The organism is Paenibacillus sp. J23TS9 (assembly GCF_018403225.1).
In the GTDB taxonomy this organism is placed as follows: domain Bacteria; phylum Bacillota; class Bacilli; order Paenibacillales; family Paenibacillaceae; genus Paenibacillus_AQ.
The window spans coordinates 23,129-39,842 of the sequence record NZ_BOSG01000005.1; the positions used below are offsets into that span (position 1 = coordinate 23,129).

15 protein-coding genes are annotated in these 16,714 nt (G+C 49.3%); 7 read left to right on the forward strand and 8 right to left on the reverse strand.

Annotation, left to right across the window (positions count from 1 at the left end; genetic code table 11):
- Positions 1 to 2 precede the first annotated feature (2 nt).
- From KJS65_RS24125 to KJS65_RS24140, 4 genes are all read right to left on the reverse strand, one after another.
- Positions 3 to 998 carry a formylglycine-generating enzyme family protein gene (locus KJS65_RS24125; RefSeq protein ID WP_483874583.1) on the reverse strand — a complete coding sequence of 332 codons (996 nt, stop codon included), beginning with the start codon at positions 996 to 998 and terminating at the stop codon, positions 3 to 5.
- A 138-nt stretch (positions 999 to 1,136) separates the two neighbouring features.
- A complete protein-coding gene (locus KJS65_RS24130) occupies positions 1,137 to 2,363 on the reverse strand; it encodes an ROK family protein (RefSeq protein WP_213652403.1) in 1,227 nt (408 codons plus the stop codon).
- The gene (locus KJS65_RS24135; RefSeq protein ID WP_213652404.1) at positions 2,356 to 2,892 is read right to left on the reverse strand and encodes a chromate transporter; all 537 of its coding nucleotides are present in this window, start codon (positions 2,890 to 2,892) and stop codon (positions 2,356 to 2,358) included. Before KJS65_RS24135 ends, KJS65_RS24130 begins: the two co-directional genes overlap by 8 nt.
- A 77-nt stretch (positions 2,893 to 2,969) precedes the next feature.
- The gene (locus KJS65_RS24140) at positions 2,970 to 3,584 is read right to left on the reverse strand and encodes a chromate transporter (RefSeq protein ID WP_213652405.1); all 615 of its coding nucleotides are present in this window, start codon (positions 3,582 to 3,584) and stop codon (positions 2,970 to 2,972) included.
- Positions 3,585 to 3,810: 226 nt separating this feature from the next.
- On the opposite strand from KJS65_RS24140, the gene KJS65_RS24145 reads away from it, so the two are divergent.
- The 3 genes from KJS65_RS24145 (at position 3,811) to KJS65_RS24155 (ending at position 9,984) form a co-directional block, all read left to right on the forward strand.
- Positions 3,811 to 5,310, forward strand: a complete 1,500-nt coding sequence (locus KJS65_RS24145) for an arylsulfatase (RefSeq protein WP_280531355.1) — start codon at positions 3,811 to 3,813, stop codon at positions 5,308 to 5,310.
- A gap of 93 nt (positions 5,311 to 5,403) precedes the next feature.
- Complete coding sequence (locus tag KJS65_RS24150; RefSeq protein WP_213652407.1) at positions 5,404 to 6,858, forward strand: sulfatase family protein; 1,455 nt, start codon at positions 5,404 to 5,406, stop codon at positions 6,856 to 6,858.
- Positions 6,859 to 6,960: 102 nt separating this feature from the next.
- On the forward strand, positions 6,961 to 9,984 hold the full coding sequence (locus KJS65_RS24155; RefSeq protein ID WP_213652408.1) for a glycoside hydrolase family 2 TIM barrel-domain containing protein: 3,024 nt from the start codon (positions 6,961 to 6,963) through the stop codon (positions 9,982 to 9,984).
- Positions 9,985 to 10,081: 97 nt separating this feature from the next.
- On the opposite strand, the gene KJS65_RS24160 is transcribed toward KJS65_RS24155, so the two are convergent.
- The 4 genes from KJS65_RS24160 to greA form a co-directional block, all read right to left on the reverse strand.
- A complete protein-coding gene (locus KJS65_RS24160; protein ID WP_213652409.1) occupies positions 10,082 to 10,471 on the reverse strand; it encodes a VOC family protein in 390 nt (129 codons plus the stop codon).
- 247 nt (positions 10,472 to 10,718) lie between these two features.
- Positions 10,719 to 11,324 (reverse strand): TetR/AcrR family transcriptional regulator, encoded by a 606-nt coding sequence (locus tag KJS65_RS24165; protein ID WP_213652410.1) that lies wholly within the window; start codon positions 11,322 to 11,324, stop codon positions 10,719 to 10,721.
- A 76-nt stretch (positions 11,325 to 11,400) separates the two neighbouring features.
- Positions 11,401 to 12,150, reverse strand: coding sequence for an SDR family NAD(P)-dependent oxidoreductase (locus tag KJS65_RS24170; RefSeq protein ID WP_213652411.1), 750 nt, complete (start codon positions 12,148 to 12,150; stop codon positions 11,401 to 11,403).
- Between the two features lie 248 nt (positions 12,151 to 12,398).
- Entirely contained in the window at positions 12,399 to 12,872 is a 474-nt protein-coding gene (gene greA, locus KJS65_RS24175) for a transcription elongation factor GreA (protein ID WP_213652412.1), read from the reverse strand.
- Between the two features lie 142 nt (positions 12,873 to 13,014).
- On the opposite strand from greA, the gene KJS65_RS24180 reads away from it, so the two are divergent.
- The 4 genes from KJS65_RS24180 to KJS65_RS24195 all read left to right on the forward strand — a co-directional run bounded on the left by KJS65_RS24180 (position 13,015) and on the right by KJS65_RS24195 (position 16,559).
- Positions 13,015 to 13,500, forward strand: coding sequence for a DinB family protein (locus KJS65_RS24180; RefSeq protein ID WP_213652413.1), 486 nt, complete (start codon positions 13,015 to 13,017; stop codon positions 13,498 to 13,500).
- Positions 13,501 to 13,590: 90 nt separating this feature from the next.
- Positions 13,591 to 14,016 carry a MarR family winged helix-turn-helix transcriptional regulator gene (locus KJS65_RS24185; RefSeq protein WP_213652414.1) on the forward strand — a complete coding sequence of 142 codons (426 nt, stop codon included), beginning with the start codon at positions 13,591 to 13,593 and terminating at the stop codon, positions 14,014 to 14,016.
- A gap of 236 nt (positions 14,017 to 14,252) precedes the next feature.
- Positions 14,253 to 15,905: an MFS transporter gene (locus KJS65_RS24190; protein WP_244864779.1), complete on the forward strand. Its 1,653-nt coding sequence runs from the start codon at positions 14,253 to 14,255 to the stop codon at positions 15,903 to 15,905.
- Between the two features lie 18 nt (positions 15,906 to 15,923).
- Positions 15,924 to 16,559, forward strand: coding sequence for an HlyD family secretion protein (locus KJS65_RS24195; RefSeq protein WP_213652687.1), 636 nt, complete (start codon positions 15,924 to 15,926; stop codon positions 16,557 to 16,559).
- The last annotated feature ends 155 nt before the right edge of the window (positions 16,560 to 16,714 follow it).

Consider the following 16,714-nt stretch of genomic DNA (forward strand, 5'->3'; position numbering starts at 1 on the left):
ATTTATTCTATATCTGCAACCACGCGAAAACCGATATTCCCTGTAGAGCTGTCCGGCGTGTTGCTGCTTCGCGCCGCGATGCGGTAGCGGTTGCAGTAAGATTGATGGCAGAGATAAGATCCGCCCTTCATGAGACGCGAGGTTCCTTGCATCGGTCCTTGCGGCTGTTCGGTCGAGCCGCGCTTGTCCGGATTCTGGGTGAACCAGTCGGCACACCATTCCCAGACATTGCCGGACATATTATACAGCCCATAGCCGTTTGGCTTATAGGCATCTACCGGAGCCGTGCCAAGATAACCATCGCTGGCATGGTTTTTCGTCGGAAATACCCCTTGCCAGATATTGCAGCGATGCTCGCCGTCCGGACGCAGCACATCACCCCAAGGATAGCGTTTCCCTTCCAGCCCACCGCGCGCTGCCGATTCCCATTCGATTTCAGTAGGCAGACGGACGCCTGCCCATTCGCAGTAAGCCTGGGCGTCATTCCAGGAGACATGCACGACCGGATGATTCATACGGTCCAGCACATGGCTTCCCGGGCCTTCGGGTTGGCGCCAATAGGTACCTTCAACCCCGTTCCACCACGGTGTCTGCAGCGGTGAACCGACAATGTTGACGCTCTCTGGATCAGAAAGAAGCAGATGAAAAACATAGGACCAGCCAAATCGCTCGGCTTCCGTTATGTAGCCTGTTGCGGCAACAAATTCGGCATAATCTGCATTGGTTACGGTATGAGGCGAGATGCGGAACGACTGTACATGAACCGGCCTTGCGGGTCCTTCGGCATCGGAGGCAAAGCCTTCCCCGTCATCGGTGCCCAGAATATATGTGCCTTCCGGAATGATCGGCCATGAGGAGGTATCAGGTCGTGAAGAAGTGCCTGATAGCGCAGAAGTCCTCGCCCCCGAGGCTGTAATAACGTTAACGTCTGCCGCCGTCTGCTTGTGATCCATATTCATGGAAGGAGTACCACAGCCGGGTGATGTCTCAACGGCCATACGCCTTGCTGCACAGCAGGAAGGGACTTTGACTGTGGATGCTTCGGGCTCCGTTTTGTTTGGCAAATCAGATTTTGACTCCGCTGACATGGCGACAGCTCCTCTCTGAATTGAAAAAAAGTGAATGAATCGAACAGATTATACGGTTAATTGGCTCAGCATCAGTTGGGCTGCTCCGATGGCGATGGCTTCCTCGCCGTAAGTGCCCTTGCTGAAAATAACCTGATATTTCGGATAATGATATGTTTTCCGTATAGCGGTTTGGGTAGCGGTATAAAAGAATAAATTGGAGTCCGTCATCAGCGGGCCGCCCAGAATAACCTTTTCCGGATACAGAATATTCAGTAAATTAGCCAGGCCGATGCCAAAATACGTCGCAGCCTGTGTCACGATTTCTGTAACCATCGGATCCATAAGCTTCAGCGCCTGCATGATATCCGGAAATTTGGCCGGTTCACCAGGTTGAAGCATTTGCCGTAGAGAACTGCTCCGTCCCGTCCGTAATCTGGAGTTCACCTCGCGCTCAATAGCATGCACCGAAGCGTAGGTATCCAGCGCTCCGAAGTTTCCCTGTGCCGTGCGGTAAGGGAGCCCGTCTGCCTGGATGATCATCTGGCCGAAGGAGCCCTCCATATCAGCTGCACCATGAATCAGCTTATTGTCCGTCATCATGCCGAGGCGAAGCCCCGTACCGCCGTGCACATAAAGCATATGCACGAAATCTTTGGTACGGTTCGCCCAGGATTCGGCGATCAGTGCCGTATTGGCCCCGTTATCCAGGATGACGGGGAAACGGAGACGATCTTCAAGTATATGTACTGCAGGCACATGGCTCCAGCCTGGAGCGGCAAACCATTCAGGGTCCTCAATAACGCCTGCTTCCCGATCCAGTGGCCCGACCGCGCCAATCCCCATGCCGATCACCTGCTCATAAGCAATGAGATGCTTGTCCATCCATGCCTTCACCTGAGCCGTGACCTGCTGCATAAGGACCTCGGGCGTTGTCTCTTCAGTCATACGCCATTCCCTGGAATCTATCTTCGTTCCTGCCAGATCGAGCAGTACCAGCCGGGAGCTCACCCGGGAAATATCCAGTCCGAACGCATAACCGTAGTCAGCTTTGACTTGATACAGGATAGGACGGCGTCCTCCGGTAGAGGCACCAAGCCCGCTTTCGGAAATAATCCCGGTGCTGACGAGCTCATCGAGCACCCTTGTTAGAGTGCTTACCGTCAGGCCGCTTGAGGTTAGCAGATCATTTTTGCCAATTTCATGCTTGCGGCGGATGTCGTGAAACAGCTCCTTCGCCTTTGGCGTAGGGATGCGTTTTTCAGCGTCAATTCGTTGTTTCTTCTCATTAAGCATATATTAAAATCCCCACAATTCCTGAAACCAGAATCATCGCCAGCGGATGCACGCGAAAACGGATCATTGCAATCAGTGCAGCAATGAAGATCGCAATGCTGGCAAAGGTGCTTACGGAAAAACCGGTTATGAAACCGGAATGTATGGTCATGGTATAGGCTGCGTAAGCAATCAAAGCGATGACAGCCGGCTTCATGCCGTTCAGCGCAGCCTGTACCCAATGATTATCATACACACGGTAAAAAATCGTGGCAACCAGAAACATAATGATGGCCGAAGGGAAAACGATGCCCAATGAGGCGATCAGGCTGCCGACCCAACCGCTGGCTGTATAACCGACATAAACGGCGCTGTTCATCGCCACCGGCCCTGGAGCCATGCCTGCCAGTGCAATGGCCTCCGTATACTGCTGAGTCGTCATCCAACCTTCCTTCAAAGCAGCGTGTTCAATGACAGGAAGCATAGCATAACCGCCGCCGAAAGACATAAAGCCAATTTTAAAAAAAGTCCAAAACAGCTCGAGCAGCATGGTTCAACCTCTTTTCTGCGAATGGGGATTTGATAGAAATCCTGAGTGGGTGCCGGATGCATCCAATATGCCCGAGGTCACATCGAATGATGTTTGTCTTGCTCATGCTTCTGCTTCATCCGGTTTGAGCTTTTGGAGGCGGAGGAGGCTTCAGCTACCATTCCGATGATAATGCCGATGGCAAGAACAAATAGAGGCTGAATTGGGAAGAAGAGGAGCAAAATCAGACAGGTAGCGGCGACGCCCCAGGTTACCGGATTATAGAGGGCCTGCTTTCTCATCCGAATGGCGGCATATACGATCAGGGCAACTACCGTAGGCTTGATGCCATGGAGAGCCGCCTGCACATAGCGGTTGTCGCTAAAGCCTGTGGCTGCAGCGCAAAGAATCAGCATAATGAGAATGGTTGGCAGGGAAATGCCGGCGACAGCGGAGAGTAAACCTGGAATGCCGGCAATACGGTAGCCTGCGAGAGCGGCCACATTGACTCCGATTCCTCCGGGAGCCGCACCTGACAGTGCTGTAATCTCGCTCATTTCCTTTGAAGAGAGCCATTTGCGGTATTCGGTAACTTCTTTATCAATCACTGGAAGAATGGCGTAGCCGCCTCCAAAAGTGGTAGGTCCTATTTTAAGAAAAGAAACAAAAAGCTTGCCGCTTAACCTGAGTTTACTTTCATCGCGAAGTTCCATGATCTGTATTCCTTCTTTCCGTTCATCCTGCAGTGGTCGAGATCAGTATAACGTACTTTAATTCTTTTTGGAATAAAGAATTGTCTGATTGGGTGATTTGTTAAATAATCATACTTTTATACAGGTAAAAACATCAATATATCCATTTACTTTTTATCATGTTGGAGGTTAAATGGAGTTAATTACAGATGTACAGGTTGATCTACATCCTAAGGGAGGGAAATGCTTGAACCAGACCAAACCGAATTCCAAACCGAATATCCTACTGATTACCGTGGATCAAATGCGCTATGACTGCCTGAGCATTGCCGGGCATCCCGTCGTAGAGACTCCGAATTTGGATGAGCTGGCGCGCACAGGGGTCCGCTTTGACCGTGCTTACTCAGCTACGCCGACATGCGTGCCTGCAAGAGCCGCAATCTTTACGGGCCAATCTCAGGAAAGCCATGGCCGAGTGGGATACCAGGATTGTGTGCCGTGGAATTATGAACATACGATGCCGGGGGAATTTGCGAAAGCGGGATATCACACCCAGTGTGTAGGGAAGATGCATGTCTATCCTGCCAGAAATCTGATGGGCTTTCACAATGTTGTTCTGCATGACGGATATTTGCATCATAACCGCAATAAGTACAGCATTCCGGTCCGTGAGCATTATGACGAGGTGGATGATTACTTGCACTTTCTGCGCCAGCAGGCTCCCGGGGCGGATTTGACCGATCTGGGGCTTGATTGCAATTCCTCTACGGTAGCCCGTCCATGGCATCTGCCGGAGAAGCTGCATCCGACAAACTGGGTGGTCACCGAATCCATTGATTTCCTGCGCCGCCGAGATCCGGACAAGCCCTTCTTCCTGTGGATGTCCTTTGTCCGGCCGCATTCACCGCTGGATCCGCCGCAGGCATACCTGGATCTGTATAAAGATATTGAATTTCCCGAGCCGCCTGTAGGAGACTGGGCTCTGCAATCGGATCCAGGCTTGGAAGGGCTTAGTCCATATACAAGTAAGGGGCTTGTGCCTAAACGTCGTCTGCAAAATGCCATGGCTGCCTATTATGCGCTGATTACCCATATTGACCATCAGATCGGCCGTTTCATGCAGGTGCTGGCAGAATACGGAGAGAAGAACAATACCGTCATTTTGTTCACGTCGGATCATGGCGAACTGATGGGGGATCATCATTTGTTCCGAAAATCGCTGCCGTACGAAGGAAGCGCACGGGTGCCGTTTATCGTCAACGATCCGGGGAACCTTCTGAGCCTTGGCACCGGCAAGGTGGTGCAGGAGGTTGTGGAAATGCGTGATATTATGCCGACACTTCTGGATGCGGCAGGTGTAGCCATACCAGGTTCTGTGGATGGCGGCAGCGTGCTGAAGCTTGCCGCTGCTTCTTCTGAAGAAGGATCAGGCAATGCCGAAGCATGGCGTTCATATCTGCACGGTGAGCATACGCAGGGTATGCAGTCCAACCATTGGCTGACAGATGGCAAAGAAAAGTACATCTGGTTCTCGCAAACGGGCGAAGAGCAGCTCTTCCTGCTTACGGACGATCCGCAGGAACTGCATAATGCTGCGCGTGATCAGGCATATCAAGAGCGGATGGATTATTGGCGCTCCGTTCTTATTCAGGAGCTGAAGGGACGGGAAGAAGGATACTCCGATGGCAAGCAGCTGTTTATCGGCCGCAAACCGGTTACCGTTCTCTCACATGTACGGAACGGATAAGTACCGTTCACCGAAAGACATTGAAGCCTGGTCGCGAGCAAATGTTCCTGCTCAGGCTGATTTTGCAGTTATTGATAGGGGGATTTCCTGCTCATGTCCAGTAAAAAGCATATATGGCTGATCACGACCGACCAAATGAGAGGGGATGCGCTGGGCTATGACAACCCTGCGGTCATCACGCCTAATCTGGACGGCTTGGCCCGCGAAGGAATGGTTTTTAACAGAGCTTATTGTGCAAGTCCGGTCTGCACGCCTTCCCGTGCTTCGATCTTTACCGGACGTTATCCCCATATTCATGGGGCCTGGAATATCGGGGTCTCGTTGAACGAGGATGAACTGACGCTTTGCGATCATTTGAAGGAATCCGGCTACCGCAGGATTGGGGTCGGCAAAATGCATTTCAGGGAGCAGTGTAAAACGGGTTTCACCTATGAAGCAGAGGAGGTGTCCGTCCGTGACCGGGGGAGGGAACGGGATGGTACCTATTATGGTTTTGATGAGCACCATATTTCGGAAGATAATATGATCGGCGAATATCTGGATGAAATTGGTGAACGTGATCCGGATGCGGCAGGTCGTTTGCGGAAGGATCTGTTCCGGTCCGATGATGCTGCAGGTGACGTGTGGGAGAGCGGATTGCCGCCCGAGCTTCACCAGACACGCTGGATTTCTGACAGAAGCATACGCGCAATTGAGGAGCATTCCCCGGACCAACCCTTATTTTTATGGAGCAGCTTCGTGGATCCCCATCATCCCTTTAATCCTCCAGAGGCATACAGCAGGCTGTATGAGCATATAGAAATTCCCAAACCGGCAGGGGATGCTTCAGATGTGAAGGGACGCCCGGAGCATCTGCTTCTTCAAAAAGGCAGTTACTGGCCGGGTGGCGGGGAGCTTCACTCCTGGGATCCGCAGCATATGAAGCGATTGATCCGCAATTACTATGCCATGATTACGTTTATCGACGAAGAAATCGGCAGGATTCTCGGCGCCTGGAAAGAAAAAGGAATGGACGATGAGCTTTTGATCGTCTTTACGAGCGATCATGGTGAGCTCCTCGGAGATCACGGTCTTTTGTATAAGGGGCCATGGTTCTATGAGGGACTCACACGCATCCCGATGATTCTTAAAGGACCTGGCGTGAAAAAGGGGGCCGAGACAGATGCGCTGATGGAGCATGTGGATATCGTACCCACACTGCTGGAACTGATCGGGAGAGCGGAAATGCCGGAAGGGATTCAGGGAATCTCGCAGCGGCCGGTAGCCTCAGGGGAGACTGAGCGGGTACGCGAATCCGCGATGACGGCTTATGATGCCCATGACCGTGGTGTTCACGCCAAATGCTTGCGAACCGACCGATACAAGCTGGCTATTTTTGCGGATGAAGCTTATGGAGAGCTGTTTGATCTGGAGTCTGATCCGGATGAGCGGCATAATCGTTTCTTTGATCCGTCTTATCTGGAAATAAAACATAAGCTGATGGAAATGCTCGTTCACCGAATGATGCGGGATCAGGACCCTTTGCCGGTACGTAAAGCCTTCTGGTAGGAAAGCGTCTTCATATCTTAAAAAAAGATATACAATTTCTAAAAAACAGAGCTTCCCCGCCCCGTTTTCATTTGATAGGATAACGTTAAAGGAGCTGATGACATGCTAGAGTTGGAACGATATTGGGAAAACACGCAAATCCTTGAAGTTAACCGGCAAAAACCGCGGGCATATTACATTCCATATGCGGACGCAGAATCGGCAAAAGCAGGCAAAAGATCGAGATCCCCGTTTTACCGGACGCTGAACGGCGGCTGGAAGTTCAAATATTACAACAGTGTACATAACATTACAGAATCCTTTTACGATAAAGACTTCGATGCTGCGAATTGGGATGATTTATTAGTACCATCCTGTTGGCAAACGGCGGGATACGACCAGCTTCATTATACCAATGTGAATTATCCGATTCCCTGCGATCCCCCGTATGTGCCGGATGAGAACCCGGCTGGCTTGTATGTCCGGGATTTCCGTATTGCAGATTCTTGGAGCGGGAAAGAGACTTATACGGTATTTGAGGGAGTTAATTCCTGCTTCTATGTGTGGGTGAACGGTCAATTTGCCGGCTATAGCCAGGGAAGCCGTATTCCGGCAGAATTTGATATTACCCCGCACATACAACCTGGTATAAACCGCATGGCTGTCATGGTGCTGAAATGGTGTGACGGAACCTATTTGGAGGATCAGGATTTGTGGCGCTTCTCGGGGATATTCCGTGACGTTTATTTGCTGGGACGCGATGGGGCGCATGTTCGCGATGCATTTATTAAACCGGAGCTTTCCAGTGATCTTGCCGAAGGCGTTCTCCGCTGCGAGCTGGATACGACAGGACCGCTTACACTGAAAGCGGAGCTGCGTGACGCGGAGGGAAAAGTGTGCACGGCTGGGCAGGTGCAGGCGGACGGGCAGGCTGAACTTACGCTGAACGTGTCCGACCCTGTTTTGTGGAACGCAGAGTCGCCATATCTGTATGAATTATATCTGAGCGATGGACATGAAATGCTTCATTTCCCTGTCGGTTTCCGGACGATTTCCGTGGAAAACGGCATTTTTACCATAAACGGGCAAGCGGTCAAGCTAAAAGGGGTCAATCGACATGACTCCCATCCGGACCTGGGGCAGACGATACCACTGAACCACATGATTCAGGATCTTATGCTGATGAAACGGCATAACATCAATACGGTGCGTACCTCCCATTATCCAAATGATCCCCGGTTCCTGGAATTATGCGACCGGTACGGCTTTTATGTTGTGGATGAAGCGGACCTGGAATGCCATGGACTCGCGGTATCCGGCGATTTCCATCAGCTGACGCGTGATCCGGCTTGGGAGAAGGCTTTTGTGGACCGTATGGAGCGGATGGTGGAACGGGACAAGAACCATGCCTCCATCATCATGTGGTCCCTTGGCAACGAATCAGGTTATGGCATCAACCATATCGCCATGGCGAAATGGGCACAGAAGCGGGATGATTCACGCCTTGTACATTACGAGGGAGCAGCGAAAAGATACGAAGGCGATACGGATACGGAGGACCTGGATATCGAGAGTGAAATGTATGCCTCTCCCGCATACGTAGGTGAATATGGTGCCGATGAGAGCCGCAGCAAGCCGCTGTTCCTATGCGAATACAGTCATGCAATGGGCAACGGACCAGGGGATCTCAAGGAGTATTGGGATATGTTCTACAAATATCCGAAGCTGATGGGTGGCTGTGTCTGGGAATGGAATGACCATGGTATTCGTGCAAGAACTACGGGGGGTACTGAATACTTCGGATACGGTGGTGATTTTGGAGATCATCCGAATGACGGCAATTTCTGTATAGATGGCCTGGTCTCGCCGGACCGTGTCCCTCATACCGGGTTGCTGGAGCTGAAGCAGATTATCGCACCGGTCCGAATTGAAGCAGAGGATTTGGAAGCCGGGAAAATCCGTGTGACGAACCTGTATGATTTTAACGGTTTAAGCCATCTTTCATTTACCTGGAAGCTTGAATCGGAAGGGATGCTTGTGGAACAGGGAGTGCTGGAAGCGGTTGACGCAGGACCGCATGAATCCGCTGTATTCTCAGTGCCTTTCAAGCAAAGTTTGGCCGAAGGGCGGTATTTCCTTACGATAATGGTGCGTTTGAAAGAAGAAACCGTGTGGGCAGAGGCTGGATACGAGATTACGTTTGCCCAGTTTGAAATCGGAGAGGAACAAGAGTCATCTGGAAAAGCATATGCCTGGCTGGATGCACTGAGACAGCGTCCGGTTGACATCAGGGAGGATGGAGCACTCATCACGGTGGAAGGTAATGATTTCTGCCATGTATTCGATAAGGTAAAAGGGACATGGGTCCGTCTATCGAAGCAGGATGTGAATATGATTCAGTCACCGCTTGGTTTCAGTATTTGGCGGGCTCCGACTGATAATGACCGCAACATCAGGCATAAATGGATGGAAGAGGGCTATCACCGTGCTGGAATGAAGCTGTACGCGTGCTCAGTTCAAAACCAAACGGATCATGAGGTTGAAATCGCGGCCGATTTCTCCTTGGGTGGCTATATGAAGCATCCGGTACTAAAAGGTCAGGCAGTATGGCGGGTAGACGGTTCCGGGGAAGTGTCGCTGGCGGTAAAGGTCAAAGTAAGAGAGGGACTTCCATTCCTGCCGCGATTTGGTCTCCAGATTACGATGCCGCAAGGAACTGAGGAAGTGGAATACTTCGGCTTTGGCCCTCACGAAAGCTATGTCGACAAACGGCATAGCGTACGGATCGGTAAGTACCTGCTCCGTGTGAATGACATGTTCGAGCCTTATGTGATGCCCCAGGAGAATGGATCACGATACGGGACGGAATGGGCTTCCGTTACGAATGAGCTTGGCATGGGACTGCTGTTTACGGGAAATCTTCCTTTCTCGTTCAATGCATCGCATTATTTGCCGGAGGATCTGGACCAGGCGGAACATCTGCATGAGCTGGTGAAGCGGAAAGAGACCATCGTTCATCTTGATTATAAGATGAGCGGTATCGGCTCCAATTCCTGCGGTCCAGAGCTGCTGGAGAAGTACCGGCTTGATGAGAAGGAATTTGAATTTGGGCTGCAGCTGCGTCCTATTTTCAAAGAAGACGAGTAAAGTGCTATAAAGAGCAAAACGGCTCCTCAAACGGGGCCGTTTTTTTTATTTCTATCCATTATACAATTTCTGTTTTTCCCAAAAGTTGCGCTTCATCTTACTTGGGCCAACCGCCCCAAATTCCCAGGAGGTTGCCGCTTGGATCCACCAGTTGGAAGCTATAGCCACCGCCCTGTTTGTAGACCATTTCTCCAACCTCGATCCCTTTTTGCCCCAGCTCCTCACTGAGCTCCTGGATGTTATCCACCTGGAAGGTAAGGACAGGCTTGGTTTCGCCTTTGGAGCTGACAAATTCAAATTTCGGGACTTCAACGGCTTCCACAAGTCCGAGAGCCATACCATTCAGATTGAGCCACGCGGCGTCATCCCCTTCGATAAAAGGGAAGCAGAAGCCAAGTCCGAACACCTCTGTGTACCATTTTGCTGATTTGGCTACGTCCTTGACGGGTAATTCGATAACCTGGATATGAAGTGATTTTGCTGGCATGATATTGTTCCTCCTTAGGATCCATGATTTTTTTCTACTATATTAGACGGATTACCTTTGGCAAAAGAAATGGGAGATACAAAAATTAATGGAATTTTTTAGAGGATACCCGAATCAGATGTCCGTTCGGATCATAAAAGTCGAAATACAACCAATGCCTTCCTATAACCTGTTTTGTTTTCCTAATAATACCATATAATGATTTTCGGGAAACTGGATTTTTGACGTAAAAAAACAGCCGGAATGCTTACCGCAGATGCGGTGCCTCCTGGCTGCCAGTTCCCATAACTCCATATTTGACGAAGCGGATGACCTCTTTCCTGAATTGCTCGGATTTCCCGTCCTCACGTCCGAGCTTCATGCGATCATAATGAAGAATGGACCAAATGCTGGTCGTTGTTCCCAGCTCAAACAGAAAAATATCCATAATCGGGTTCATTGTGCCCTCTTGCATCCGTTTCTGCATCTCCTGTACCTCGGCACTTTTACGGTACACCGACCGGTCGAAGTAATCCGACAGCTCCGGATGATGAAGCGATTCGGTGAACAGAATGTTGAACTGCTCCATATTTTCCTGAATGGTTGTTATAAGCCGGTTAATGTAATATTCGACCAATTGCTCGTTACCGTATTGGCTGAAGTCCGCGCCAGCGGACGACTCAGAGGCGAAGTCAATAACCACACTGGCTTCGAGAAGCTCTTTTTTGCTGCTGAAATACTTATACATGGCGGCTTCTGATATTCCGCAGGCTTTGGCAATCGCACTGGTCTTGGCCGCATCATAACCTGTCTTTGAGAATAAGGCTCGTGCCTGCTCGATAATCCGCTGCTTCGTTATTTCACCTTTGTTCACGGTCCCTGACCCCCTTTATGAATGAAAGAAGACCAGCAGGGGCTGGCCTTCCATTTTTGCAATTATTATAACAGGATTATTTGAAAGAAGCGAAGCCTTGGTCCACCATCACGACACTGCCGTTAATCGCGTCAGCCTCATCTAGAGAGATCAGATACACGGAGTTGGCAATGGATTCAGGCTTGGTCAGCTCGCCGCCCATAACTTTCGCCTTCATGCTGTCGAGCATGCCGGATGCCTTGTAACCTGAAATGATCGGCGTATCCACGGCACCCGGTGCGACGCCGACAACGCGGATTCCGTAAGGGGAAAGCTCGAGTGCTGCGGATTTGGTCATCATGTTCACAGCGCCTTTAGCGGCATGATATGCATACGTGGCAGGAGATGCCAGGATGCCGAAAACAGAAGTTGTATTGATAATGACGCCCTTAATGCCGAGCTCTTTCATTTTGCGTCCCGCATAGATGATGCCGTAAGTGACGCCATGCTGGTTCACATTGATGGTTTTATGGTATTTTTCCAGATCAAGATCCATAACCGGCGTTTGCAGACCGATCCCCGCATTGTTGAACATCACATCGATCCGGCCGAAGGTTTCAACCGCTTTGTTGACGAGTGCCTCCACCTGCTCAGGCTTGGATACATCGGTTTGTACGAAAATAGCTTCGCCGCCGGCGTCTGTAATCATTTGGACGGTTTCCTGACCGCCTGCTTCGTTGAAGTCAGCTACGACAACCTGGTCTCCCTTGGAAGCAAATTTCAGACATGTTTCCCGGCCAATACCGCTGGCGCCGCCTGTGATCACTGCAACTCTTTTTGTGGACATAAAAGATGCCTCCCATAAATGAAATAATAAATAAATTGAAGTGTGCCATAAGATAAAATAGCTCTGATTTATGAATATAAGTTAGTGCTTACTAACCAAAATCGATTATGCTCCTTAATAATCATAATGTCAACTGGAATTCAATGATTTTTATCATATTCAAGTAAAAAGAAAAGAACCTTGTTTTCTGTTGCCAGAAAAGACAAGGTTCTGATGTTTATTTACATATAAGAAAGGATATAGTTTTCTTATTTGGCGCGGATATCAAGCACTTCATACTTGATAACGCCCATCGGTGCTGTTACGCTGACGAAATCGCCTACCGATTTGCCGATCAGCTCTTTGCCGAGCGGGCTTTCGTAAGAAATTTTATTGTTATGGGCATCAGCTTCTGCCGGACTGACAATCCGGTATTCCACGGTTTCCTTAAACTCAATATCATCGAGCTTTACATAGGAGCCCACACTTACGACGGAAGCATCAATGCTTTTTATAACCCGTGCTTTGGTCAGCGTTTTCTCCAGCTGCAGAATTCGTGTCTCCATAAATGCCTGATCGTCCTTGGCGGAATGGTATTCACTGTTCTCCTTCAGATCACCATAGCTGATTGCTACTTTAAGCCGTTCTGCAAGCTCTTTCCGCTTTACAGTTTTCAGATCTTCGAGCTCTGCCTTCAGTTCGGCCAGACCCTCAGGGGTTAAAATTAATTCATCATTAGACATATCTACAACTCCTCTTTCTTAAATTGTACACGATAGAGCGGACTAATGCGAAATAATATTAATTCGTTATAACTATTTTCGCGCTGGAAAACCTTGATTCTCAGCCCGTATACTTTTCAATATAGAAATGGAGGAATGACGTTTGCAATTGATGTTTAAGTACAACTGGGCTGTGCGTGAAGATTGGTTCAAGTGGTGTGAGGGAGTCGGCGAAGCCGATCTTCTGCAAAAGCGCATAGGTGGCGTCGGCGGGATTCTGCACACGCTGTTTCACATTATTGATGTGGAATGGAGCTGGGTTCGGACATTGCAAGGAAAAAGCGACTTTAATGAAAGCTTCGATCAATACCGGAGCATTCAGCAGGTTCGTGATCTGGAAGCTGCATTCCGTCCTGAGGTGGAAACATTCGTCTTGGATTGGAGTGACAGCTTGGAGAACGTAGAGTTTCGCGACATTAGCCCTGATGGCAGGGAAACGCTGGATACATGGGGAGAGGTCTTGCGTCATATGATAGCCCATGAAATCCACCATATCGGGCAGCTGTCCGTATGGTCACGGGAGATCGGAAAGCAGCCTGTCTCTGCCAATTTAATTGGACGGGGTTTGGCTTCTGCAAGCAAGAGCTGATTCGGCGGTCTGACTCCTTTATGTTATACTGGTCCTGATGCATTTTTTGTACAGGATCCTGGCAGCATATGAGGAGGAAGGACAGGGAAAATGGATGCTCCGCTTCATTTGATTGAATATGAAATTGCTTTACTGGTACGTCTTACAACTGCTCATAGTCCAAAGCTCGGAAGCTTGGACCGTTCGGAATATCTTTTGCTAAGTGAGCTGGAAAAATACAGCCCCCTTGCGATTAATGCTCTTGCGGAGCATTTGTTGCTGAATCTCTCGACGGCGAGCCGGCAGGTTGCTGTACTTGAAGGGAAAAATTACATCAGACGTTTTCCGGATACGAATAACGGCAGAATCAGCCTATTAGAGATCACTCCGGAGGGATTGGATATCCTGCATAAGGTCCAACAAGCTCGTTTTGACGTCTACGCCGAGGTGCTCCAGAATTGGTCGCCCGAGGAGCTGGATCAGCTGAAGACCGGTCTTACGCGCCTGAACCGAGATTTTAAAGCATGGCGCAAGTGAATGATAATATATGACGAAGCTGTCCCGGGACGATGAGCCTGCGACGGCTTTTTTGCTATTTGCTAAGATGCAGGTATTTAATCTGGCTGCTTTGCTTCATATTAACAATATCAAAAATGGATGTTGCCACATTTGAAAATTATGTTGTATAATACAACTTGCTGTTTACAATATATTTATTCATTCAGGTCGCAAGTTCGGTATTATTCAGACCATTATAGGAAAGGAGGAGTCTGATGAAAACACAATCTGGCCGTTTAGCTGCCATATCCGAAACGATGAAAATGCCGCTGCCCAAATATCTGATGATATCCATCTTGACGATATTTGCCATTGGCCCGCAGTATTTTATCAACTTATCTTACATTATGAATCAGGTCATTATTCAAAACGGCTTGAACCTCAGCTCGAGCGACTTGCTGCTCCCCTCCACCTTGTCCAATATAGCTTTTTCATTTGGCGTACCGCTCGGTCCGGTGTTATCCCGAAAGCTCGGTGTGAGAAAAACCTATCTCATGTTCGTAACCGTCTTTTTATTGGGGTCAGCTATCAATGTCATATCCGGGGATACGGTCTCTTTAACCTTGGGGAGAATCATTCAGGGATTGAGCTCAGGTTTTCTGTTCCTGACCATTCTGCCTGTCAGCTTAAAGTCATTCCCGAATAAAATCCGTAATTATTTCCTGCTGATGGTGATTACCGGATTATTCGGCGCAAGTGCGGTTGGTGCCATATTTGGCTCCGTATCACTTAGCGCGGATACATGGCGCTGGCTCTTTATATTGAACATCGTGTCGGCGCTGCTATGTCTGATCGTTGGATTTACCGGTTTGCCAAGAGACGAAGAGGAGAATCATGATGCGCAGCCGGTGAATAAGTTTAACGTATTTCTGCTGACTGCACTCATGCTGATGCTGACGGTTCCGCTCTGCAATCTGATGCAAAAGGGCTTTACATCCCTTTACGTATGGCCATTCTTGATTGCTGCACTGGTACTTCTGATACTGTTTATTGTGTTTGATTTGAAGGCGAAGACGCCGGTCGTTCCGTTCCGGACATTAAAGGCGGCCAAGCCGGTGTCAGGAACCGTAATGGCGATCGCCTCGCATATCTGCCTGATCTTCGCCATAGCCGGAATCAACGGATTTCTGCGGAATAACCTGGATCTGCCTTACCGGTATCTCGTGCACTTTTACATCTGGTTTTTTGTTGGGATTCTCGTGACGGCTGTCCTCAAAACATTGCTGTATGACCGTCTGGGTGCCGGTATTCTGGGCTTTATCGGCTCATTGGCCGTCATCTGCGTCAGCTTGCAGTGGAGAACCATGGGACCGGAGGTTTCGCTGAACCTGCTGTATTTCCAAATCGCCCTTCTGGGGGCGGGTGTGAGTATGGTGCTGGTTGGCGGAGCGCTGGGAACCGCCCTTGCGGGGGATATTCACCAGGCCTCGATGAGATCCGTGACGCTGCACTCCATTCGTAATTTTGCGGGCGCCATTATTACGCCTGTGCTTGGCTGGTATCTGACCCGGCTAAATGCGATGAATTATGAGGAGATCCGCGGCCGACTCGGCCAGTTCAGCGGTGAAGCCAAATCAGAGATTACCCAGTTAACCCGAGGACTAATGAGTGAGGGCCTGCCAGCAGCCAAAGCACAAAGCATGGCATCTTATGAATTGATTGTTCATACCAAAAGAGCGGCGATCCTGGGTGCATACCACAATCTGTTTACGATCATGGCCTGTGTGGGTGTTATTATGCTGCTTGCATCAGTCGGAAAAATAGTGACGGGGAAAGGCAGATCGCTGGTCCAAAAAGAGAAGAGATTAATGATGCCGAAATCTGAAAATACAGAGCTGCATCCAAGTATAACCCATTCTACAAAGTGAGGAGAGTTCATTCATATGATAAACCGCAGTCGCTTGATCATTGCCAACATCATAGGGGTGCTGGTGATCTGCTTTTTTATTGCCGCCGGCGCTTACTTTTACTATGAAAATTCTAATTTTATAAAAACAGAGGATGCTGTCGTTCAGGCGGATATGATGCCGCTCGTCTCCCCGGTTCAGGGTGTTTTGACCAGCTGGAATATTCAGGATGGGACCGATGTGAGCGATAAAAATATCGTCGGCGGCGTTTCGGACGGGACCAAGGTTGTTCCCGTGAGTTCCCGCATGAATGGTAAAATCATTAAAAATGATGCCCGCGTGAATCAGCTGGTGCAGGCTGGGCAGGTGCTCGCACAAGAAGCGGATATGGATCATATGTATGTTGTGGCGAACATCAAAGAAACCCAGCTGAAAGACATTAAGGTCGGACAGAGTGTTGATATCTTGGTAGACGGTGATTCCGGAACCAAATTTGAGGGTGTCGTGAAGGAGATCGGATATGCGACCAACTCCGTATTTTCTGTCCTTCCACAGCAGAGTTCTACTGGCAGCTACACCAAAGTGACGCAGAAGATTCCGGTCAAGATTTCGATCAATCAGGTTTCTACCAAAGTGCTGCCGGGCATGAATGCTGAAGTGAAGATATCTCTGTAAAAAGTTGACTTGAGAATAGCATCAAAGGAAGAGCCTTGCGTTTCTGCAGAGAAACGTAGGGTTTCTTTTGTAGATATAGCATATAATAAACCCGTTTTTGGTATATATCAGTGGAAATCATCGAAAGAATCGGGGTATGATAGAGAGAAAGCGAT

Bases quoted from the DNA above. Each gene is read 5' to 3' on its own strand.
- KJS65_RS24125 (WP_483874583.1), bottom strand. From the start codon at position 998: ATGGCCGTTGAGACATCACCCGGCTGTGGTACTCCTTCCATGAATATG.
- KJS65_RS24130 (WP_213652403.1), bottom strand. From the start codon at position 2,363: ATGCTTAATGAGAAGAAACAACGAATTGACGCTGAAAAACGCATCCCT.
- KJS65_RS24135 (WP_213652404.1), bottom strand. From the start codon at position 2,892: ATGCTGCTCGAGCTGTTTTGGACTTTTTTTAAAATTGGCTTTATGTCT.
- KJS65_RS24140 (WP_213652405.1), bottom strand. From the start codon at position 3,584: ATGGAACTTCGCGATGAAAGTAAACTCAGGTTAAGCGGCAAGCTTTTT.
- KJS65_RS24150 (WP_213652407.1), top strand. From the start codon at position 5,404: ATGTCCAGTAAAAAGCATATATGGCTGATCACGACCGACCAAATGAGA.
- KJS65_RS24155 (WP_213652408.1), top strand. From the start codon at position 6,961: ATGCTAGAGTTGGAACGATATTGGGAAAACACGCAAATCCTTGAAGTT.
- KJS65_RS24160 (WP_213652409.1), bottom strand. From the start codon at position 10,471: ATGCCAGCAAAATCACTTCATATCCAGGTTATCGAATTACCCGTCAAG.
- KJS65_RS24170 (WP_213652411.1), bottom strand. From the start codon at position 12,150: ATGTCCACAAAAAGAGTTGCAGTGATCACAGGCGGCGCCAGCGGTATT.
- greA (WP_213652412.1), bottom strand. From the start codon at position 12,872: ATGTCTAATGATGAATTAATTTTAACCCCTGAGGGTCTGGCCGAACTG.
- KJS65_RS24185 (WP_213652414.1), top strand. From the start codon at position 13,591: ATGGATGCTCCGCTTCATTTGATTGAATATGAAATTGCTTTACTGGTA.
- KJS65_RS24190 (WP_244864779.1), top strand. From the start codon at position 14,253: ATGAAAACACAATCTGGCCGTTTAGCTGCCATATCCGAAACGATGAAA.